15 protein-coding genes and 1 riboswitch are annotated in these 21,566 nt (G+C 71.8%); of the genes, 1 reads left to right on the top strand and 14 read right to left on the bottom strand.

The annotated features are described in order from the left end of the window. Positions 1 to 103: 103 nt before the first annotated feature. Positions 104 to 2,632, top strand: a complete 2,529-nt coding sequence (locus AMK22_RS29805; protein ID WP_073790098.1) for an ABC transporter permease — start codon at positions 104 to 106, stop codon at positions 2,630 to 2,632. A gap of 183 nt (positions 2,633 to 2,815) precedes the next feature. Here AMK22_RS29805 and AMK22_RS29800 read toward each other — a convergent pair whose 3' ends face one another. The 14 genes from AMK22_RS29800 to AMK22_RS29735 all read right to left on the bottom strand — a co-directional run bounded on the left by AMK22_RS29800 (position 2,816) and on the right by AMK22_RS29735 (position 21,421). After that, a complete protein-coding gene (locus AMK22_RS29800) occupies positions 2,816 to 4,120 on the bottom strand; it encodes an SAM-dependent methyltransferase (RefSeq protein ID WP_073790097.1) in 1,305 nt (434 codons plus the stop codon). A 384-nt stretch (positions 4,121 to 4,504) separates the two neighbouring features. Beyond that, positions 4,505 to 5,890, bottom strand: coding sequence for an NAD(P)/FAD-dependent oxidoreductase (locus AMK22_RS29795; protein WP_073790096.1), 1,386 nt, complete (start codon positions 5,888 to 5,890; stop codon positions 4,505 to 4,507). 493 nt (positions 5,891 to 6,383) lie between these two features. After that, positions 6,384 to 7,334 carry a Ppx/GppA phosphatase family protein gene (locus AMK22_RS29790; protein ID WP_073790095.1) on the bottom strand — a complete coding sequence of 317 codons (951 nt, stop codon included), beginning with the start codon at positions 7,332 to 7,334 and terminating at the stop codon, positions 6,384 to 6,386. Positions 7,335 to 7,437: 103 nt separating this feature from the next. Next, entirely contained in the window at positions 7,438 to 7,971 is a 534-nt protein-coding gene (locus AMK22_RS29785) for a DUF501 domain-containing protein (RefSeq protein ID WP_073790094.1), read from the bottom strand. 159 nt (positions 7,972 to 8,130) lie between these two features. Beyond that, positions 8,131 to 8,601, bottom strand: coding sequence for an FtsB family cell division protein (locus tag AMK22_RS29780; protein ID WP_073790093.1), 471 nt, complete (start codon positions 8,599 to 8,601; stop codon positions 8,131 to 8,133). Between the two features lie 163 nt (positions 8,602 to 8,764). Beyond that, positions 8,765 to 10,045, bottom strand: coding sequence for a phosphopyruvate hydratase (eno, locus tag AMK22_RS29775; RefSeq protein WP_073790092.1), 1,281 nt, complete (start codon positions 10,043 to 10,045; stop codon positions 8,765 to 8,767). Positions 10,046 to 10,378: 333 nt separating this feature from the next. Further along, entirely contained in the window at positions 10,379 to 11,119 is a 741-nt protein-coding gene (locus AMK22_RS29770; RefSeq protein ID WP_073790091.1) for a LysM peptidoglycan-binding domain-containing protein, read from the bottom strand. Between the two features lie 2 nt (positions 11,120 to 11,121). After that, a riboswitch (cyclic di-AMP (ydaO/yuaA leader) is annotated at positions 11,122 to 11,293 on the bottom strand. Between the two features lie 304 nt (positions 11,294 to 11,597). After that, positions 11,598 to 12,623, bottom strand: coding sequence for a LysM peptidoglycan-binding domain-containing protein (locus AMK22_RS29765; protein WP_073790090.1), 1,026 nt, complete (start codon positions 12,621 to 12,623; stop codon positions 11,598 to 11,600). A gap of 117 nt (positions 12,624 to 12,740) precedes the next feature. Further along, positions 12,741 to 14,099: a cytochrome P450 family protein gene (locus AMK22_RS29760; RefSeq protein ID WP_443333325.1), complete on the bottom strand. Its 1,359-nt coding sequence runs from the start codon at positions 14,097 to 14,099 to the stop codon at positions 12,741 to 12,743. A 110-nt stretch (positions 14,100 to 14,209) separates the two neighbouring features. Continuing rightward, complete coding sequence (locus AMK22_RS29755; RefSeq protein WP_073790088.1) at positions 14,210 to 15,220, bottom strand: nucleoside triphosphate pyrophosphohydrolase; 1,011 nt, start codon at positions 15,218 to 15,220, stop codon at positions 14,210 to 14,212. Between the two features lie 193 nt (positions 15,221 to 15,413). Further along, positions 15,414 to 16,076, bottom strand: a complete 663-nt coding sequence (locus AMK22_RS29750) for a SurA N-terminal domain-containing protein (RefSeq protein WP_073790087.1) — start codon at positions 16,074 to 16,076, stop codon at positions 15,414 to 15,416. Between the two features lie 659 nt (positions 16,077 to 16,735). Continuing rightward, positions 16,736 to 18,316, bottom strand: coding sequence for a serine/threonine-protein kinase (locus AMK22_RS29745; protein ID WP_073790086.1), 1,581 nt, complete (start codon positions 18,314 to 18,316; stop codon positions 16,736 to 16,738). Continuing rightward, positions 18,313 to 19,116: a hypothetical protein gene (locus AMK22_RS29740; protein ID WP_242434176.1), complete on the bottom strand. Its 804-nt coding sequence runs from the start codon at positions 19,114 to 19,116 to the stop codon at positions 18,313 to 18,315. Before AMK22_RS29740 ends, AMK22_RS29745 begins: the two co-directional genes overlap by 4 nt. A gap of 139 nt (positions 19,117 to 19,255) precedes the next feature. Beyond that, a complete protein-coding gene (locus AMK22_RS29735) occupies positions 19,256 to 21,421 on the bottom strand; it encodes an N-6 DNA methylase (RefSeq protein WP_079186463.1) in 2,166 nt (721 codons plus the stop codon). Positions 21,422 to 21,566 lie beyond the last annotated feature (145 nt).

Raw genomic sequence — 21,566 nt, 5'->3', positions numbered from 1 at the left:
CCCGCCCCCGCCGCGCGGCCGGATCCCTTCCTTCCGCGCGCCCGGGGCCTGCCCGCGCACGCGCTCTTTGCCGGACCCCCTCCCTTTCCCAGGACTGACAGACATGTTCCGTACCGCCCTGCGCAATGTGCTCGCGCACAAGGCCAGGCTGCTGATGACCGTCCTCGCCGTGATGCTCGGCGTGGCCTTCGTATCCGGCACCCTGGTCTTCACCGACACCCTCGGCAACGCCTTCCGCAACCAGTCGGCGAAGAGCTACGACGACATCGCCGTCGCCGTCACCACCCGGGCCGACCAGCGCGACCCGAAGGCGCCCGGCGGCGTCACCACCGCCGGCCTGGCGAAGATCCAGGGCCTGGACGGCGTCGACACCGCCACCGGCCGCGTCAACGGCTTCGCCGGGGTCGCCGACCCCGACGGCAAGCTGATCGGCAACGGCTGGTCCAACACCGGCGCCAACTTCTTCCCCGGCAAGGACGGCAAGGACGCCGCGTACACCTTCGTCGACGGCAAGGGCCCGGACGCGGCCGACCGGATCGCGCTCGACGAGCAGACCGCGAAGAAGGGCGAGTACAAGGTCGGCGACCGGGTCCGGGTCGCCACCAACGGTCCGGTGAAGGAGTACACCCTCTCCGGTGTCTTCACCACCGAGGACGGCGCCGTCAACGCGGGCGGCAGCCTGGTCCTCTTCGAGACCCCGGTCGCCCAGAAGCTGTACCTGCGGCCCGGCGAGTTCATGAACGTCGACATCTCCGCCGCGTCCGGCGCCTCCGCCGACAAGCTGCTGGCCGAGGTGAAGCCGCTGCTGCCCGAGGACGCAGACGCCCGGACCGGCCAGGAGCTCGCCGACGAGCAGGCCAAGAACATCGAGACCGGCCTGAGCAGCCTCAACACGATGCTGCTCGCCTTCGCCGCGATCGCGCTCTTCGTCGGGATCTTCCTGATCGCCAACACCTTCACCATGCTGGTCGCCCAGCGCACCAAGGAACTGGCCCTGATGCGCGCCGTCGGCGCCTCCCGCCGCCAGGTCAAGCGCTCGGTGCTGCTGGAGGCCGCCGTGGTCGGCGCGCTCGCGTCGGTCATCGGCTTCGTGCTCGGCCTCGGACTCGCCGTCGGCCTGCGCTCCGCGATGAGCCTGACGGGCGGGAAGATCCCGGCCGGACCGCTCGTCGTCTCGCCCACCGCGGTCGTCGCGGCGCTGGCGGTCGGCGTGCTGATCACCGTGCTGGCCGCCTGGCTGCCCGCCCGCCGGGCCGCGAAGATCCCGCCGGTGGCGGCGATGAACAGCGTGCACGCGACCGCGACGGTCAAGTCCCTGGTGCTGCGCAACTCGATCGGCGGTGTCCTCACCGCGCTCGGCGGCGCGTGCATCGTGGCCGGCGCGGCCATGGGCTCGGACGGCCGGACGGCCATCGGGGCCGGCGCGTTCTTCGCGCTGATCGGTGTCATCGTGCTGATCCCGCTGCTGTCGCGGCCGGTCGTCGCGCTGGTCCGCCCGCTGCTGAAGAAGCTGTTCGGGGTCTCCGGCAAGCTGGCCGCACAGAACGCGGTCCGCAACCCGCGGCGCACCGGCGCCACCGCCTCCGCCCTGGCGATCGGACTCACCCTGGTCACCGGCATCTCGGTCCTCGGCGTCACCCTCGGCCAGGCGGTCGACCGGATGACGACGGACAACATCAAGGCCGACTACATGGTCTCGATGGCGAACGGGGACACGCTCGACCCGTCGGCGCTCGCCGCCCTGGAGAAGGCGGACGGCGTCAAGGCCATCACGCCCCACCAGTACGCCTGGCCGGAGTTCGGCAACGAGCATCTGCCGGCTTCCGGGGTCGCCCCCGACGACGTGTCCGAGCTCTTCGCCATCAAGACGGTCTCCGGCTCGATCGACTCGCTGCGCGACGGCGAGATCGCCGTCACCGAAAAGATCGCCAAGTCGAACGGCTGGAAGACCGGGGACACGATCCCGGTCGTGTACGAGGACGACAAGAAGGAGAAGCTGAAGATCGGGGCGGTCTACGAGGGCAACGAGTTCCTCTCCCCGGTCCTGATGTCGAAGGACATCCTGAACCGGCACGCCGACCACCCCTACATCCGCGAGGTCTGGCTGAAGATGGACGGCGGCGAGTCCGCCGCCAACGAGAAGGCCGTGATCAAGGCGCTCGGTGACAACCCGGCGATGAGCATCATCGACCGTCAGGGCATCCGGGACATGTTCGGCGGCTTCGTGAACACCGCCCTGAACATCATGTACGGCCTGCTGGCGATGGCCCTGATCATCGCGGTGCTCGGCGTCGTCAACACACTGGCCATGTCGGTCTTCGAGCGCCAGCAGGAGATCGGGATGCTGCGCGCGATCGGCCTGGACCGGCGCCGGGTGAAGCGCATGATCCGGCTGGAGGCCGTGGTCATCTCGCTCTTCGGAGCGGTGATCGGTGTCGCGCTCGGTACGTTCCTCGGCTGGGCGATCGGGCAGACCCTGAAGTCCTCCGTCCCGGGCTACGCCCTGGTCGTCCCGTGGGACCGGATCGGCATCTTCCTGGTCCTCGCCGGCCTCGTGGGAGTGCTGGCCTCGCTCTGGCCGGCCCGCAGCGCCGCGAAGCTGAACATGCTGACGGCGATCAAGACGGAGTAGTCCGGAGCCGAACGGTTCACGGCCGGACGGCTCCCCGTCGAGAGGTTCGACGGCCGAGGGCCGGTACCCGCAGCACAGGGCTGGGGGTACCGGCCCTCGGTCGCGTTCCGGTCAGGTCCTTCGCGCGTCCCGGTCGGCACCTCGGTGCGTCCCGGGCCGTCCTTTCCTGTCCTGCGGTCCCGGTCAGGCGGTGGCCGTCTCCGTCCACCGACGGGCCCGCAGCGGCATCCGGGAGGCCCCTCCCTCCGCCGGGCGCACCGCGAGGATCTGGTTGACGCCGATCCTGTTGTGCTCGAAGGAGAGCGCCGAGGCGGCCATGTAGAGGCGCCAGACCCTCGCCCGCCCGGCCGAGGTCAGCCGGACCGCGCGGTCCCAGTGCTTCTCCAGATTGGTGACCCAGCCGCGCAGCGTCAGCGCGTAGTGCTCGCGGATCGACTCGACGTCCCGGGCCTCGAAGCCGGCCTCTTCGAGGATGGCCATGGTCCGTCCCACCGGGGCCAGTTCGCCGTCCGGGAAGACGTACGCGTCGATGAACTCGTCCACGTGGTACGCGGACTCGTCCTTCTCGGGGCGGCGGGCGATCTGGTGGTTGAGCAGCCGGCCGCCGGGCCTGAGGAGTGCGTGGACGTCGTCGGCGTAGTCGCGGAAGCGGACCGCGCCGACGTGTTCCGCCATGCCGATGGACGAGACGGCGTCGTACGGGCCGTCCCGGACGTCCCGGTAGTCCTGGACCCGGATCTCGACCCGGTCGGCCAGGCCCTCGTCCGCGACGCGCTTCCTGGCGTACGCGGCCTGTTCGGCGGAGAGCGTCACCCCCGTGACCCGGGCACCGTACTCACGGGCCGCGTGGACGGCCATCGAGCCCCAGCCGCAGCCGATGTCGAGGAGGCGGTCGCCCTCCTTCAGCGCGAGCTTGCGGCACACCAGGTCGAGCTTGTCGCGCTGGGCCTCCTCCAGGGTCCCACCGTCCTCCCAGTAGCCGCAGGAGTAGACCATGGACGGGCCGAGGAACAGTTCGTAGAAGTCGTTGCCGACGTCGTAGTGGTGGCTGATGGCCGCCTTGTCGCGGCGCCTGGTGTGCAGGGTGCCGAAGCGGCTGCGCACCTCCTCGGGCGGCGGCGTCGGCGGGAGTCCGGGGCCGGCGAGGCGCAGCAGCCCCTTCGCGAAGGCCCTCACCCTCGGGTCGCGGACCGGGTGGACGGCGTCCTCGGCCGCCGCGTCCCGCTCCCAGATCAGCGAGGCCAGCCGGTCCAGGGCCTCGTACAGATCGCCCTCGATGTCGATGTCGCCCGCCACCCAGGCGCGGGCCAGGCCCAGTTCGCCCGGCTTCCAGAGCAGCCTGCGCAGTGCGCGCCGGTTGCGGACGGCAAGGACGGGGGCGCCGGGCGGTCCGGACTCGCTGCCGTCCCAGGCCCGGATCCGGACCGGCAGCCTCTCCCCCAGAAACTCCTCGACGAGAGCGGTCAGCCGCAACGCGGCGTCAGCCATGGTGCACACCTCCGTTGATGGTGTTCCCAATACGCCCAAACATGCCCAAACATGCCCGAAAGAGGTCGGACACGTCTGGAACCACGCCGGGCGCACACGGCGCCGCGGCGAGGTGCATCACCCTCAACAGTCCGCCGAACGCGCCCCATCCCGCTACAGCGCAATGGAACGGCAAAATACCTGCACGTCACACACATTCGGTGGCGCGCCGCCCCGCCCGACGGCCGGCACGAGTCCGCGCCGCCCGCCGCGGAGCGCGTGGAGAGCCTTCCGCCCCCGGGCACGCCGAAGGGGCCGCCCGCACCACGGATGGCGGGCGGCCCCTTCGGGCGTCGTGCGCGTACTACGGCGTGCCGTGCGGGCGGGTGGGCCCGCGACGGGACGTCAGGAGGCCTTGGCCTTCTCGCCCTCGGGCTTGGCGACTGCCGGGGCCGGGGCCGGCTTGGCGGCCTCGTAGAACTCCTCGCGCGGCGACTCGATCGCGCCGAGCGAGACGACCTCGCGCTTCAGGAACATGGCGAGGGTCCAGTCGGCGAAGACACGGATCTTGCGGTTCCAGGTCGGCACCGCCATGCCGTGGTAGGCACGGTGCATGTACCAGGCGAGACGGCCCCTGAGCTTGATCTTCATCTTGCCCAGGTTGATCATCGCGACGCCCTTGTGCAGCCCCAGACCGGCGACGGCACCCTTGTTGGCGTGGCTGTACTCCTTCTGCGGGAAGCCGCGCATCCCGGAGATGACGTTGTCGCCGAGGACCTTGGCCTGACGCAGCGCGTGCTGGGCGTTCGGCGGGCACCAGGCGTTCGGGTTGCCGGCCCGGCGGCCGACCATGTCCGGGACCTGGGCGTTGTCGCCCGCGGCCCAGATGTAGTCGGTGCCCTGCACCTGGAGCTTCTCGGAGGTGTCCACGTGACCGCGCGGGCCGAGCGGCAGACCGAACCGGGCCAGCGCCGGGTTCGGCTTCACACCGGCGGTCCACACGAGGGTGCCGGCGTCGACCTCCAGGCCGTTCTTCAGCACCACGTGGCCGTCGACGCAGGAGTCCATGGAGGTTCCGAGGAAGACCTCGATGCCGCGGGACTCCAGGTGCTCGCGCCCCCAGGTGCCCAGCTTCGGGCCGACCTCGGGAAGGATCTTGTCGGCGGCGTCGACGAGGATGAAGCGCATGTCCTCGCGCTTCACGTTCGTGTAGTACTTCGCCGCGTCGCGAGCCATGTCCTCGACCTCGCCGATGGTCTCCGCACCGGCGAAACCGCCGCCCACGAAGACGAAGGTGAGCGCCTTGCGGCGGACCTCCTCATCGGTCGTCGAGTCGGCCTTGTCGAGCTGCTCCAGGACGTGGTTGCGCAGGCCGATGGCCTCCTCGACGCCCTTCATGCCGATGCCCTGCTCGGCGAGGCCGGGGATCGGGAAGGTGCGGGAGACCGCGCCCAGCGCGATGACCAGGTAGTCGAAGGGCAGCTCGTAGGACTCGCCGACGAGCGGCGCGACCGTGGCGACCTTGCGGTCCTGGTCGATGGTCGTGACCCGGCCGGTGAGGACCTCGGCCTTCGGCAGGACGCGCCGCAGCGGGACGACGACGTGCCGGGGCGAGATGTTGCCGGCGGCGGTTTCGGGGAGGAAGGGCTGGTACGTCATGTACGAGCGCGGGTCGACGACCGTGACGGTCGCCTCTCCGTAGCGCATCTTCTTCAGAATGCGTCGAGCTGCGTACAGGCCTACGTACCCACCGCCTACTACGAGGATCCTGGGACGCTCCGTGGTGCTCATGCCATCGAGTATCCACCCCCCTCCGCGGACCCCCTCGTGAGCCCCTTCACAAGGTTGTCTCCACCCTCTGCTACACTGCCCCGCCCACGTGACCGAGGTCATGATCCCGTCAGGGAACCAGAGGGCACGCACGGACGTTGTACACCGCCTGTGAGCTGGCTCTTGTGCCCGAAAAGGCGGTGGACCACCGCCCTGGTCCACTCCACGGAAACACAACCGGAACAGTCCCGAACCGGCGCGGAACGACGCTCCGAACGGCTCCGGGCGCCCGCACGGACGAGAACCGCCCTTCACGAGGGCCAATTACTTGTGAAGAAGTTCACGAACTTTGTCGGGGGATGCCCCTCCGAGCCCTCCCCGAACACCCCACGGCAGCTCAGAAACGGCAGCTCAGAAGTGCGGGCGGGAACGCGGCCGGCGGGACGTCCGCCGTGACCTGTGACGCCCCGCCCCGGCACCGTCGTCGCCGCTCGTCGCCGCTCGTCGGCGACGGTCAGTCGTCTCCTGCCGCGTACCACGCGATCCCGTCGAGGATGTCGTGCTCGCTGACGACCACCTCGCGCACCCCGGCCCGCCGCATCACGGCGAGCAGGATCAGCGCCCCGGAGGTGATCACGTCGACCCGCCCCGGGTGCATGGCGCCGATCGCCGCGCGCTCGGCGTGCGTGGAGGCGGCGAGGCGCGCGGTGATCGCCTCGACCTGTTCCAGGGAGATCCGGGAGTGGTGGATCGCCTCGGAGTCGTACGTGTCGAGTCCGAGGGCGATCGCGGCGACCGTGGTGACCGTCCCGGCCAGGCCGACGAGGGTGGCGGCCCCGGTGAGCGGGACGGTCTCCTCGGCGAGGTCCAGGGCCGCCTCGACATCGGCGCTGATCGCGGCGATCTGGCCGGGGGTCGGCGGGTCGGTCACGACGCCGTCGTGCACGAGGTGGCGCTCGGTCATGCGGACACAGCCCATGTCGACCGAGCGCGCCGCCCGCACGTGGTCGTCGCCCACGACGAACTCGGTGGAACCGCCGCCGATGTCCACGACGAGGTACGGCTTGGGGAGGTGGTCGCGGCCCACGAGCTCCTTGGTGGCGCCGGTGAAGGAGAACTCCGCCTCCTGGTCACCGCTGATCACCTCGGGCTCGACACCCAGGATGTCCAGCACGCCGCGGACGAACTCGTCGCGGTTCTCCGCGTCCCGGGAGGCGGAGGTGGCGACGAAATGGATCCGCCGCGCCCCGTGCTTCTCGATCACCTCCGCGTACCGGCGGCAGGCGTCGAACGTCCGCTCCAGCGCCTTCGGGGCGAGCCGGCCGGTGCGGTCGACGCCCTGGCCGAGGCGGACGATCTCCATCCGGCGGTCGAGCTCGACGAACTCGCCGGTGGACGGGTCGGCGTCGGCGACGAGCAGACGGATGGAGTTGGTACCGCAGTCGATCGCGGCCACGCGGGTCATGGGGTGCTCCGTAAGTTGTCGGGTGGCCCGGGGCACGGCCCTCGTGCCGGCCCCGGCGGCGGCCGAGGGGCGCGGGTCGGGGGCGGAGCCCCCGTGGGAACGGTCAGCCCTCGTCGTCAGGGGCGCAGGGCGTCACGCACGGCCCCTTGCGCCACCACTCCGGCAGCATCGCGATCGCCTCGTCACCCAGCGGGTTCACACCGGGGCCCGCCGCCAGCGAGTGCGCGACCAGCACGTGCAGGCACTTCACCCGGTCCGGCATGCCGCCCGCGCTGGGGAAGCCCTCCAGCACCTCGATGGCGTCGCGCCGGGCGATGTAGTCCTCGTGCGCGGCCCGGTAGGCGGCGGCCAGCTCGGGGTCGGTGCCGAGGCGCTCGGTCATCTCCTTCATGACCCCGTTCGCCTCCAGCGTGCCGATCGCGGACGCGGCGCGCGGACACGTCAGGTAGTACGTCGTCGGGAACGGCGTGCCGTCCTCCAGCCGGGGCTGCGTCTCGACCACGTCCGGGTTGCCGCACGGGCAGCGGTGCGCGATCGTGCGCAGTCCGCGCGGCGGGCGGCCCAGCTGCTGCCGGAACGCGGCGATGTCCGCCTCGGTGGGCTCGGTGGGCTCGGTCTGCGGAGGAGGGGTTTCCATGCCTGCCTAGGTTCTGGGGTTCTGACGGTTCGGAGGGTGCCGGGGATCCGGGGATCCGGGGGCCTGAGGGACGAAGGTCCGAGGGCCCGGAAGTCCGGGGGTCCGGGCTTCTGCGGGGCCGGAAGGTCGGCCTTCCGGGGCACGGGCGGATGGACGCGGTCAGCCGCGATCGGCGCTGTCGACCCCGTCCCAGAGGTTCGCGTGCCACGGTCGGCCGGACCCGTCCGTCTCGCCGTCGCGTTCCTTGACCGCGTCCGGGTCGATCACCGTGTAGCCCGTCTCCCCGGGAAGAAGATAGTGCAGATGCTTGCGGGCCAGCTGCCTGACGTACGCGTCGTCGTGGAGCCGCGCCTTCTCGTCGCGCAGCTCCTCGGTACGGGCCCGGGCCTCCCGCGCCAGCCGCTCCTGGTCGGCGATCTCGTCCCGCTGCGACACGTACTGCCGTATCGGGTACGCGAGCGCGACCACGAGGGAGCAGACGACGAGGGCCAGGAAGGCGGCCCGGCCGGTGAGCCGGGAGCGGCGGTCCTGGCGACGGGTCTGCGACCGGTAGACACGGGCCGCGGTCTGCTCGCCCAGCAGTCGCAGCCGGGTCGCGGTGGAGAACCGGTCCCGGTCCTTCGCGGCCATGTCTCCGCCTCCCCTTCACACACGTCCGTCCCCGCACACGGTACGGGACCGCGTGCGGGGACGGACGGAGGCCGGGGTCTTAGGGCCCCTGCGGGCCGGGGCCGGCCGTGGGGGCCCGAAGGCCCGGTCCGCGGGGTGTCGGCGCCCGGAACGTCCTCGGGGCTCAGCCCTTGAAACGGGGGAACGCCGAGCGGCCGGCGTACACCGCGGCGTCGTCGAGGATCTCCTCGATGCGCAGCAGCTGGTTGTACTTGGCGACGCGGTCCGAGCGGGCCGGGGCGCCGGTCTTGATCTGGCCGCAGTTCACCGCGACGGCGAGGTCGGCGATGGTGACGTCCTCGGTCTCGCCGGAACGGTGCGACATCATGCACTTGAAGCCGTTGCGCTGGGCGAGCTCGACCGCGTCCAGGGTCTCGGTCAGCGAACCGATCTGGTTGACCTTGACGAGCAGGGCGTTGGCGCTGCCCTCCTCGATGCCGCGGGCCAGGCGCTCCGGGTTGGTGACGAACAGGTCGTCACCGACGATCTGCACCTTGCTGCCGAGCTTGTCGGTGATGATCTTCCAGCCGGCCCAGTCGTCCTCGTACAGCGGGTCCTCGATGGAGACCAGCGGGTACGCGGAGACGAGCTCCTCGTAGTACTCGGTCATCTCGGCGGCCGAGCGGGACTTGCCCTCGAACTCGTACGCGCCGTCCTTGTAGAACTCGGACGCGGCGACGTCGAGCGCGAGCGCGATGTCCTTGCCCGGGACGTAGCCGGCTTCCTTGACGGCCTCGATGATGAGGTCGAGGGCGGCGCGGTTCGACTCCAGGTTCGGCGCGAAGCCGCCCTCGTCGCCGAGGCCGGTCGACAGACCCTTGCCCTTCAGGACCTTCTTCAGCGTGTGGTAGACCTCGGCGCCCCAGCGCAGGGCCTCGGAGAAGGACTCGGCGCCGATCGGGGCGATCATGAACTCCTGGATGTCCACGTTGGAGTCGGCGTGCGACCCACCGTTGAGGATGTTCATCATCGGGACGGGCAGCAGGTGCGCGTTCGGACCACCGAGGTAGCGGAACAGCGGCAGGTCCGACGCCTCGGAGGCGGCGTGCGCGACGGCCAGCGAGACACCGAGGATGGCGTTGGCGCCGAGCGAGCCCTTGTTCTCGGTGGCGTCCAGGTCGAACATCGCCTGGTCGATCAGCCGCTGCTCGGTCGCGTCGTAGCCGACGAGCTCCGGGCCGATCTGCTCGATGACGGCGAGCACGGCCTTCTCGACACCCTTGCCCTGGTAGCGGTTGGGGTCGCCGTCGCGAAGCTCAATGGCCTCGAAGGCACCGGTGGAGGCGCCGGACGGCACGGCAGCACGACCCGTGCTGCCGTCGTCGAGGCCGACCTCGACCTCGACCGTGGGGTTCCCCCGGGAGTCGAGGATTTCCCGGGCTACGACGACGTCGATGGACGGCACGAGGCATCTCCTTCTGGGATATGACACTGGTTCTGCAGGGTCACTTTGGCCTTGCGACAAGAGCCTAACCGGCCCCGCCCGCTCAGCCCGACGACCGCCCGCCCCCTGGGACGAAAAAGGACCCGGGAGTGCACGATCCCGGTCAAATGGCCAGAATATTACGGATCAGTAACTACAACAGTTGAACGAACTGCGCCGCACACGAGCGGCGCACGCCCGGGTGCGGGACGCGCGGTGCCGCGTCGGCGCGCGGCGCGCGCTCCGAGCAGACGCCCCGGCCCGGCGCGCAGGAGAGCGCGCCGGGCCGGGCATCCGGAGAGGAGAGGGACCGGACTACTTCGTCAGGTGCAGCTGCTGGCCCGGGTAGATCAGGTCGGCGTTCTCGACGATGTCCTTGTTCAGCTCGAACAGCCGCTGCCAGCCGCCCTCGACGCCGTGGGCGGCGGCGATCTTGCTGAGGGAGTCGCCGGAGGCGACCTTGTACTCGCCGTCACCCTTCTTGACCTTCTTGCCAGTCGGGGTGGTGACGGTCTTCTTCGACTCGGCCCGCGGGGCGGCGGGACGGTCGGAGCGGGAGGCGGGGGCCTCGGCGCGCTCGACCTCCTTCGGCTGGGCCTGCTGCTTGGGGGCCGCCTGGGTGCTCTGCTTCTTGGCGGTGCCGGAGCTCTTCGAGGAGGTGTCGACGCCCGGGTCGACATTGTCGTTGCGCAGGTTGCCGGCGGAGGCGCAGCCCCAGGCACCCGGACCCTGCATGTCGAGGAGCCGCTCGGCGGTGGCGATCTGCTGGGCCTTGGTGGCCAGGTCGGCGCGCGGCGCGTACTTCAGACCGCCGGCGGCGGCCCAGCTGGACTGCGAGAACTGCAGGCCGCCGTAGTAGCCGTTGCCGGTGTTGATGGACCAGTTGCCACCGGACTCGCACTGGGCGACGGCGTCCCAGGTGGCGACGGAGGCGGCGGAAGCGCCGGTCGCGCCCATCAGCGGGACGGCGACGGCGGAGCCGGCGACTCCGGCGAGCGTGGCGACACGGACGGCCTTGGACGGGCGGCGGTGCTTGCCCTTGCCGGAAAACAGCATGGAACTCTCCTCACCGACGCCTACGAGGTGAGCTGTCGGGTTCGGGCCGAGTGAGTTGCCCGGTCGCACGTCCTAGCACGCGACTTCACCCCAAGTCGGTCCTGATGCGTCTCGCGACGATCGGGGCCGACGCCTACCTGGGTCCCCCGCTCCTGCCTACGGCGCTTGAACGCGTCTGTTCCCTCCGACCGACGGCAGGATTCGGCGTGACGGTCGACGGGGCCCGCGGTGCGAGCGGTTACGACCGTAAACACATACAAGCCTCACATTCAAAGATGGACACATCGGACAATCAACCCCTACTTGCATCTGAGGAACCGTCGTTTTCGCAGGTGGGACGCGATACGGACCGGACCTCCAGCCGCAACACGCCAATTGACGCAAAGAGACCCATGTCTCACTCGCACGCGAGTGGACACGGGTCCCCGAAAAGCGTCCCGGCTCTTGAGGCCCCGTCAGCCGGCCACCGGGGTCGGCCTCAACGGGCCTCCGCGTCGACCTCAAGGCTCTGGCCAGGAAGAATGAGGTCCGGATCGGAGCCCACGACCCCCTTGTTGGCCTCATAGAGTGCGGACCAGCCACCAGGGACGTTCTGTTCGTCGGCAATCGCCCAGAGATTGTCACCGGGACGGACGGTGTACGCGTCGTCGGCGGCCGGGGGGGCCGTGTCGCGCCCGCCGCCGTCGCGCGAGGCGTGACGGCCCGACTCGCGACCGGCACCCCCGTCGGCGCCCCGCCCCTCCTCGGCGGCCGGCGCGCCACGATGCTTGCCGCCCGCGCCGTCCGACGCCCCGGACTCTCCCGAGCCCCCGGGAGACTCTGATGGAGTGACAGAGATATCCGAATCGCCCATATCCACCGATTTGGGTGAACGGTGCGTATCTGCGGGTGAAGTGGCGGACCCGGTGGGCGAGGGCGTGGATCCGAGCCCGGTTCCGGCGTCCGGCTTCCCGGCACGGCCCGAAGGCGTGACGTCCTCGCCGGACGAGGACTCCGACGACTTGTCAGCCTGCTTCGCGCCCTTCTCCGCCCCGGCGCCGCCCGTCTTCTTCGCACCCTCCTGCACCGCGGAGCCCCCCGCGGGCTTTCCGGAGGAGGTCTCCCCCGGGTCGACCCCCGGCAGCCCCCCACCCGTCGCGAGGCCGGAAAGGGGCGCACAGCTCGGCCACGCCTGCGGACCCCGGTCGCCCAGGATCTTCTCGGCCACCGCGATCTGCTGGGCGCGGCTGGCGAGGTCGGCGCGCGGGGCGTACGCCTCACCGCCGTACGCCTTCCAGGTCTCCGGGGTGAGCTGAAGGCCGCCGTAGGAGCCGTTGCCGAAATCGGCGCTCCAGGAGCCGCCGCTCTCGCACTCCGCGACCCGGTCCCAGGTCGCGGAGTCGGCCGCCTGTGCGGCGCCCGCGCCGAGCAGCGGGATGGCGATGGCGGATCCGGTCACGCCCGCCGCGACGACGATGGCGGGTGCCTGACGAGGGCGACGGTGTCTGCCGTTCGCGGAGCCCATGAGGTTGCCTTCCGTGTGACGGACGAGTTCTGTCGAGCGACCCGGTGGGGTCGAACGGTGAACCTAACCGGACTCGAACGCGTGTCACAAGTCGATGCAGCGCCGATCACGCGCACATCACAGATGTGACGTAACGTCAGAAACGGGTCGTGCGGGCCGGGGTCCGAACTCCACGGGAAGCGTCCGCAGTCCGCGCATGATGAGCCCGCCGCGCCACCGCAGATCCGCGGGTTCCACCGCGAGCCGCAGGTCGGGAAGGCGCCTGAGCAGCGTGGCGAGCGCCGCCTGTCCCTCCAGTCGGGCGAGCGGCGCGCCGAGGCAGTAGTGGATGCCGTGCCCGTACCCGAGGTGCTGATTGTCACGTCGGGCGAGGTCGAGCGTGTCGGGGTCCTCGAAGCGCGCCGGATCGCGGTCGGCGGCGGCGAGCACGACCAGGACGGGGTCGCCGACCGCGATGTCCCGGCCGCCGAGCGTCAGCGGCTCGGTGGCGAACCGCCAGGTCGCCAGTTCCACCGGGCCGTCGTACCGCAGCAGTTCCTCGATCCCGGTCTCCAGCAGTCCGCTCTCCCCCGCGTCCAGGGAGCGTTGCAGCCGTTCGCGCTGGGCGGGATTGCGCAGCAGTGCGTACATCCCGTTCCCGATCAGGTTGACGGTCGTCTCGAAACCGGCGAAGAGCAGGATGAAGGCCATGGCCGCGGCCTCGTTCTCGGTGAGGTGCTCGCCGTGGTCGCTGGCCCGGATCAGCCCGGAGATCAGGTCGTCCCCGGGATTCTCCCGCTTGCGGTGGATGAGTTCGGCGAGATAGCCGCGCATCTTCTTCACCGACCGGGCGACGCCACCGCGCGGACCGCCGCCGTGCCGGATCATCATGCCCGCCCAGTCCCGGAAGTCGTCCTGGTCCTCGCGCGGGACGCCGAGCAGGTCGCAGATCGCGTAGATGGGGAGCGGGAAGGCGAAGTCGTGGATGAGGTCCGCCCGGCCCTCGGCGGCGAAGCGGTCGATGAGCCCGTCCGTCAGCTCCTGCACGCGCGGTGCGAACGCGGCGACCCGGCGCGGGGTGAACGCCTTGGAGACCAGGCGGCGCAGCCGGGTGTGGTCGGGCGGGTCGATGTTCAGCAGATGCGTCATCAGCTCCGCCTTGCGCTCGCCGGGGATGCCGGTCTTCCCCTTGGCGTGCGCGGGCTCGGCGTGGTGCGCCGGGTTCTTGGAGAGCCGCGCGTCGGCGAGTGCCTGCCGGGCGTCCGCGTACCGGGTCACCAGCCACGCCTCGACGCCGCTGGGCAGCGAGGTGCGGTGCACGGGGCTGTGCTCGCGCAGCCAGGCGTAGGCCGGGTACGGGTCGGTGGCGAACTCCCACGTGAAGAGTTCGGGAGCCCCCGCGGGGCAGGTGGCGGGGGTCGCCGCGACGTGGTCGACGGGATTCTCCGCAGGGCGGTCGGCGGGGTCCTCCGTGACGTGGTCGGCGGGGCGGCCCACGGTCTGGTCGGCGGGTCGGTCGGCGGGGCTGTGGTTCACCCTTTGACGTTATCCCCGTCTTTCGGGGGCGACCCCGGCGCCCCAAAGGCGCCTGCCGACGGCCGGCCGGGTCAGGCGTTGCCCTCGGCCGCCCGGATGGCGTCCCGGTAGGCACGGCCCGCGGCCCTCAGCGCCGCCTCGGGGTCCACGCCGTCCTTCTCGGCGCGTACGGCGAGGTCGAGGAGTTCGTAGCCGATGCCCCGGCCCGTGGGCAGCGGCACGTCGAGGCCGGCGGTACGGACCCGGGAGGCCAGCTTCGCCACCAGCGCCAGCCCGGGCTGGCCGAGCGGCACCCCGTCGGTGACGGACTCGCGCCGCTTCTCGACGGCCTTGGTCCGCAGCCAGTGCGCGTGCACGTCCTCGGGGGTCTCGGCGGTCTCGTCACCGAAGACGTGCGGGTGGCGGTGGATGAGCTTCTCGACGATGGTCGCGGCCACGTCGTCGACGGAGAAGGGCTCCTCCCCCTCCCCGGGGCCGCCCTCCTCGGCGATCCGGGCGTGGAAGACGACCTGGAGGAGTACGTCCCCCAGCTCCTCGCGCAGTTCGTCGCGGTCGCCGTCCTCGATCGCCTCGACGAGTTCGTACGCCTCCTCGATGGCGTACTTGGCGAGGCCCTTGTGGGTCTTCTGCGACGTCCACGGGCATTCGTTGCGGATCCGGTCCATGATCTGGACCAGGTCGAGGAGCCGCGCGCCGGGCAGATCGTAGGAGCCGGGCAGCAGTTCCAGGTCCGGCATGCTCACCCGCCCCGAACCGGCGAGCCGTGCGAGCCCGTCGGTCAGTGGCTGGTTCCCCTCGCCGCCGGTGAGGACGACGACGGTCCGACCGCCCGCGCAGGCGTCGACGAGCTCGTCCGCGGTGGGCGCGGTGTGCTCGACGGTGACGTCCGCCTCGCGCAGGTACGGCAGCTGCGGGTTGTCCGGCTCGGCGCAGAGCACCCGGTCGGCGGCGCGCAACGCCTGCCAGGCGGGCCAGGACAGGAGTCCGGGCGCCACACGGTGGCTGGCGGTGAGCAGGACGATACGGCCGGGGGCTTCGGCGCGGCCGGAGGTTTCGGCGCGGCCGGGGGCTTCAGCGTTCACCGTTCGAATCTACCTCCGGTCGAATCCGCCACCGGTCGAGTCCACCACCGGGTCGATTCCCTCTCCGGCCGGATCCCTCTTCGACCGGCCCCTTCCGCGGTCGGCCCCGGCACCGTCGTGCACACCGTTCGCGTACCGGCGCGCCGTGCACGTCGCTTCCGCGCCGTCCGCGCCCGGCCGACCGGCCGCGCTCCTACGCGCCGGACTCCGGGAGCGCTCCAGCGGGCTTGGTGACCTGGCTGATCCAGGGAGCCTTGTAGTCGGCGAGCTGGGTCTGCTGGTCGTTCCAGGTGCCGTAGCGCGGGTTCACATCGACCTTCAGCGCCTTCGACGCCTTGCTGAGGGCGTCACCGACGATCTTCTGCCCCTCGGGCTGTCGCAGGTCGGCGCCGAGCGCCTCGGCCAGCTTCGACAGCTGGACCTGCTCCCGCAGGACGGCGTCGATCTGGTCCGGCGCGACCCAGCTCTGCTGGAGCATCGCCGCCCGCAGCCGCTCCTCTCCCCCGGACTGGGCGACCGCCGCCTTCCTCATCTCCTGGACCTCGCTGCGCTCGACGGTCACGCCCGCGTCCCGCGCGGCCCGGTCGAGGACCCGGTCGAAGATCAGACCGTGCAGCTTGGCCCGGCCGAGCTGGCCGGACTTGTCGATGAGCTGGTCGACGTCCCGGGACCGGCTCTGGGCCTCGCGCACCGCCGCCACCTGGCCCTGCACGGTGGACACCTCGATCCGGTCGCCGCCGACGAGGGCCGCGGCGCCCGGATGGGCCTGGCTGCCGCATGCGGTCAGGAGCGGGGTGCCGACCAGCAGGGCGGCGGAGGCGGAGACGGTGAGCGCGGTGCGACGGCGGCGGTGCAAAGGAACCTCCCGGGGAGACTTTGTGCATCAGTGCACAAGACCTTGCGCTGATCGATGGTAGGCAGTGGATGTGATTGGGGCCACTGGTTCGACCAACGATTCGGGCGGAGTTGGAGATGTGGGGACCACGTACGGCTCCTCCACGGGTTCCTCGACCGCACGGATCGCGCGGCTTGCCGGGCTCCATGTCCGCGACGGAACGGCCCTGTTCGAGGACCGGCGGATACCCGTCAAGTGAATTGCCCCGTTTTGTAAACAATTTCAGGTGCGCGGCGCCGCGCGCGGGTGCGGGAGCGGGCGCGTTGGTCGCCCCACCATGGACGTCCCGGCCCAACCGGCCACGATCGCGACCGGGGCGCCCCCATGCGTTCCGGTCGATCGCGCGTGCGGCGGGACCGGCTTTGGCCGATGGCGCCGGCGGACTTCGCCCAGGAGGCGGTGAACGCGAGGGAGAAGAAGGATGAGGCCGACGGGGCAGGCGGGGTCGTCAGCCGCCCCGGCGGCAGCACACGATCTCACGCCACGGGGGCCACAGGGGCGGTCCGTGACATTCCGTTTGCGGAAGTTTGGCATGACCATTACCCGCAGGGTCCTGGCGAAAGCCCTGCTGAGGCCCCTGACGAAGGCCCTGATGGAGCTCCTGGCGAAGGAGGTGGCCCTCAGCCGCCCTGGACCTCCGCCTGACGGTCGAGCCGTCGGCGCAGTTCCACCGGCAGCGGGTGGTGCGGCCCGTAGGCCCGTTCCGCGTCGTACAGCAGTGCCTGGAGTTGTACACGTGCGCCCGCGTGGTCGCCGAGCGCGAGCAGCAGATGCCCGATGCGGTTGCGGATCCCGAAGGCGCGGGCGGGGTCGCCGCCGGTGGCCCGGTGGTTCTCGCAGTACGGGAGCACCGCGCGGTACTCGGCGAGCGCGGCGGCCGGTTCGCCGAGCTGCTCCAGGCACTGGGCCGCGTCCTGGCGGAACTGGAGCAGCTGGGCGTCGGCCGGTCCGGCCTGCGCCGCGCGCTCGTCGGCGAGGCGACGCAGCTCGGGCAGGGCGCGGCGGTACTGGCCGTCGTCCATCAGCGTCGCCGCGTACTGCTTGCGCAGGACGCGGACCACGGCGGAGTTCTCGCCGTGCTGTTCGGCCGCGACGGGGAGGAGGGCCCCGAGGATGTCCACGGCCTGGGTGATACGGCCCTCGCCGAGCAGTCGCTTGACCTCGTCGACGGCGGCGGCGACATCGGGCCGGGCCGCCGCGCCCGTCGCCGTACCCGCCGGGGCGGCCGACGGAGGCGGGAACAGGGGCGCGGACACCGGCGACGGGGTCGGGGCGGCGCCCCGGTCGGGCCACGGGGCGTGCGGGCGCAGGAAGGGGCGGGTCGGGTCGAGCGGGCCGGTGGGCAGCCCGGCGCCCCGGGCGGGAAGCAGCGGGGCGAGGTGTTCGTACACCTCCTGGGCGTCGGCCGGGCGGTGCTGCGGGTCCTTGGCGAGCAGGCGCAGCACCAGTGTTTCGAGCTGTCCGGGGATGTCCGGCCGCACCCGGCGGACCGGGAGCGGCGGTTCGTGGAGGTGGCGGTGGAGCACGCCCAGCGCGGTGGACCCGGCGAACGGCACGTCCCCGCTGAGGAGTTCGTGGAGGAGCACGCCGAGTGCGTACAGATCGGTGTACGGGCCGACGGCACCGCCCATCGCCTGCTCGGGCGCCATGTAGGCCGGGGAGCCGATCGGTGAGCCGGTGTGGGTGAGACGGGTGGTGTCGGTGTCCAGCACCGAGGCGACACCGAGGTCCAGGACGGTGACGGCGCCGTCCGGTCGCACAATCACGTTGCGGGGTTTCAGGTCGCGGTGGACGATCGGGACCGCGTGCACGGCGCACAGGACGGCGCACAACTGGGCGGCGACGGACACGGCCCACTGCCAGGGGTACGGGTCGTGCTCGGCGAGATGATCGGCGAGGTCGGCGCCCTCGACGTACTGCATGACGAGGTACAGGTCCTCGCCGTCGCTGCCCGCGTCGTGGACCGTGACCAGCCCGGGGTGGTCGACCTGCGCGGTGATCCGGCACTCGCGGACGAAGCGGCGGCGCAGTTCGTCCGCCGCCCGGCTGTCGACGGGGCCGGTGACCCGGTCGGGGCGGAGCAGCTTCACCGCGACCCGGCGGTCCAGGCGCTGATCGTAGGCGGTCCAGACCTGGCCCATGCCGCCCTGGCCGATGACGGTCGCGAGTTGGTACCGCCCGGCGACGACACGTCCGCTCACAGGCCGTCCTCCTTGCGGAGGTAGGCGCTCAGCTCGTCCAGCTCGGCACGGACCTGATCGATGCGTCGGGGCTGCTGCTGCGCGGACGACGGATCCGATGCCTGCGAGGGATGTGACGAACGCGGGGCGGGGCCGGGGGCAGGGGCGGAGGCGGCATGCGGATGCGGCACGACGGGCGGCTGTCCCTGCGGCGCGACGGGCGGCTGCGGCGCGACGGGCGGCTGCGATGCGGTGGGCGGCTGCGATGCGGTGGGCGGCTGCGGCTGATACCGCGGTGGGTGCACGGGGGTGGGGGCGGGCTGCTGGTGCCGCACGGGGGCCGGGAAGGGAGCGGGCACGGGTGTCGCGGCGGCGCCGGAAACAGGAGCGACGGGCGGTACGCCCATCGGCGCCATGAGCGGGTATCCGTACCCCGGCACCGTCGGATCCCCGTACCCGATCACGGGCGCCGGACGCCTGAGCCGCTCGTAGTGGCGGATGTCCTCGACCAGGTAGTACCCGACCGCTGCCGCCAGCACCAGCAGCAGCAGCGGTATGAGGACGTAGTCGATGCCGGTGGGGTCGTCGCTTCCGTCCCTGCCGAGGATCGGCAGGAGCACGCAGACGAACAGGAAGCCCGCCCCGGTCAGCCACCAGTCGGTCTTCCGGCGGCGCACGATCGCGAGCCGGAGCAGCGGGGTCCACAGCAGCAGGCCGAGCGAACACACCGCGAGCGCGATGAACAGCACTCGCATCGAGACGATCCAGGCCCTGCTGGGGACCCGACGCGGCGGCGTCGGGGGATGACCCGGGGCGTACATGGCTGCTCCTGGAGACCTGGTCGTGGAACGTCCGCGCACACTCCTCCATGCACGCGGATCCGAGCGTAAAGGGCGACACCGACAATCGGCCCCGGGTTGTACGGAACCGTTGTGGTTCCGATCACTTCCGCACGGCCGTTCACTTCGGCGCGACCGTGCCGTCCGCCAGCCCGTCGTACATCCCCTGGACCAGTCGGCCGCCGAGCCGGCCGATCAGCCTGAGCGCCTCCTCGAAGTCGGCCAGCGCGCGGAACCGCTCCCCGTATCCGCGCTGTTCCGCGAGCGGCAGGCGGGGCAGTTGGAGGCGGCGGGCGTCGAGCCGGGTGGCGGTGGAGGCGTAGCTGCTGGCCTGGCGGGTGTTGGCGGTGCCGCGCAGGAACCCGGCGAGGAACCAGGTGTCGAGGGCGACCGGGTCCGGGCGTAGCAGCTGGAGGTTGCGGCCCAGGGCCGCCCCGGCGGTGGCGTCGTCGATGACACGGACGACGGAACCGCCTCCGAGCACGGGCACCACGACATCACCCGCTTCGACGAGGACCGGTTCCTCGGAGGGGCCGTCGGCGGGGAGGCTGCCCGAGGGGGCGGTGGAGCCGAGCACGTCGTGCTCCGTGAGGACGGGCACGGAGGCGGGGCCCGCGCCGGAGCCGCCGGTGTACAGCCGGAGCGCGCCGGCGCGGGCGAGTTCACCGACGGTGGTGAGCGGCCAGTGCGCCGGCTCGGAGGGGAGCACGGGCGGCGGGGTGAGCGTGCCGGTGAGGCCGAGCGTCTCGGTCAGCCGTTCCCGTACGCGGATCAGTTCGGCGGGTCCGCTCGTGGCCGCCGGTGGCGGGAGACGGCGGGCGGGGGCCAGGTCGACGTCGTCGTCGAGGAGTTCGATGACGGGAACGACCCGGCGGCCCTCCTTCCGGCCCTCTCCCCCGCCGCGAGCACGGCCCCGGGTGTCGTCCGCCTGCCCCTCGGCCGCGCCGTTCCCGGCCCCCGCCTCCTCGCCCACGAACGACTGCCAGGCATCGAGCACGACGGCGTGCACCGCCTGCCAGTCGAGCCGGTCGCGCCCGCCGGCCGGAGCGGTGGCCGCCTGGCCCGGAGCGGCCGGTTCGGCCGGTTCGGCGGTGTCGACGAGCAGCACGTGCGGCGAGGGGCGCACTCCGCTGCCGGGCTTGCGCAGCAGCCAGAGGTGGAGCGGGATGCCGTACGGGGGCGCGGCACCGGCCGGGAGCGCGATGACGGCGCGCAGGGCGCCGCGCCGCAGCAGATCGGCGCGGATGCGGCGCCCGGAGCGGCGCGACGCGGCGGCGGGCGGCATCAGGAGCACGGCGGTGCCGCCCTCCCGCAGACGGGCCAGGGCGTGCTGGACCCAGGCGAGTTCGGACTCGGCACGGGCCGGGAAGCCGTACTCCCAGCGCGGGTCGTAGGCGAGTTCGTCGTGGCCCCAGTTGCGTTCGTTGAACGGCGGGTGGCAGAGCACCGCGTCGGCGGAGAGCCGCGGGAAGGCGTCGGCGAGGAGAGTGTCGCCCGCGCGGACGCGGATGGTGCCGCCCGTACCGGCGTCGTCGTGGAGGGCGAGGCGGAGCGCGGTGAGGGAGGCGAGGTCGGGGTCGGACTCCTGCGCGTACAGGGCGTCGCGGCGCTCGGCGGCGCACAGCAGGGCGCCGGTGCCCGCCGCGGGGTCGAGGACGGTGCGGGCGGGTCGTTCCCCGGCGTCCGCCAAGGCGGCCATGAGCGCGGCGAGTCCGGGAGGCGTGAGGGTGTACTGACGTGGGTTCGCGTCCAGTTGACGGCCCAACAGGAACTCGAACGTGTCCCGGGCGCCGTTCTCGGCGGCGAGTTCCGCGACACCCCGGAGCAGCGCGACGGACGGGAGCAGTTCCGCACGACCAGGGGTGTGAACCGCCCGTCCGCGCTCCTCGGCGGGCCCGAACCGTTCGGTGAGCACGTCGTCGAGGACGAGGGACAGCACACCGGCCATCGCCTCGTCGGGCACGGCGGCGATCTCCCGCCAGGCGGCAGGGTCGTTCCGCAGCACCAGCAGGGCGCAGCCGGTGTGGACCAGGGCGGGGACCGGGCCGAGCGGATGCCCGGCGAGCTGCTGCCAGACCCGTTCGCGGAGCGGGACTTCGGCGAGTTTCCCCTGGTCGCGCAGCCACTGCTCGACCTCGGACAGCGAGAAGGACGGACTCGTCTCGGTGCCGCCGACGGGCTTGGGGAAGTCCGCGTGACGCCGCCGCCAGTTGCTCACGGCGGCACGCCCCACGCCCGCGAGTCGGGCGATCCCGGCAGCGGTCACCTCTGTCGCGTTCTCCGGCACTGACTGTCTCCTGGTCCTGGCCCTGGTCCTGGCCCTCGGCGTGGTCCGGTGACGGCGAGCATACCGATGTCGTTCACATGAAACCGATTCACAGCGTGCACCGACCTATTCATTGTGACCCGCGTTGACTCGGTTCACAACCTCT

The sequence above is a fragment of the Streptomyces sp. CB01580 genome, assembly GCF_001905795.1.
Classification (GTDB): Bacteria; Actinomycetota; Actinomycetes; order Streptomycetales; family Streptomycetaceae; genus Streptomyces.
The sequence above is the reverse complement of the archived record's forward strand: the minus strand, read 5'-3'. Positions and strand labels throughout refer to the sequence as shown.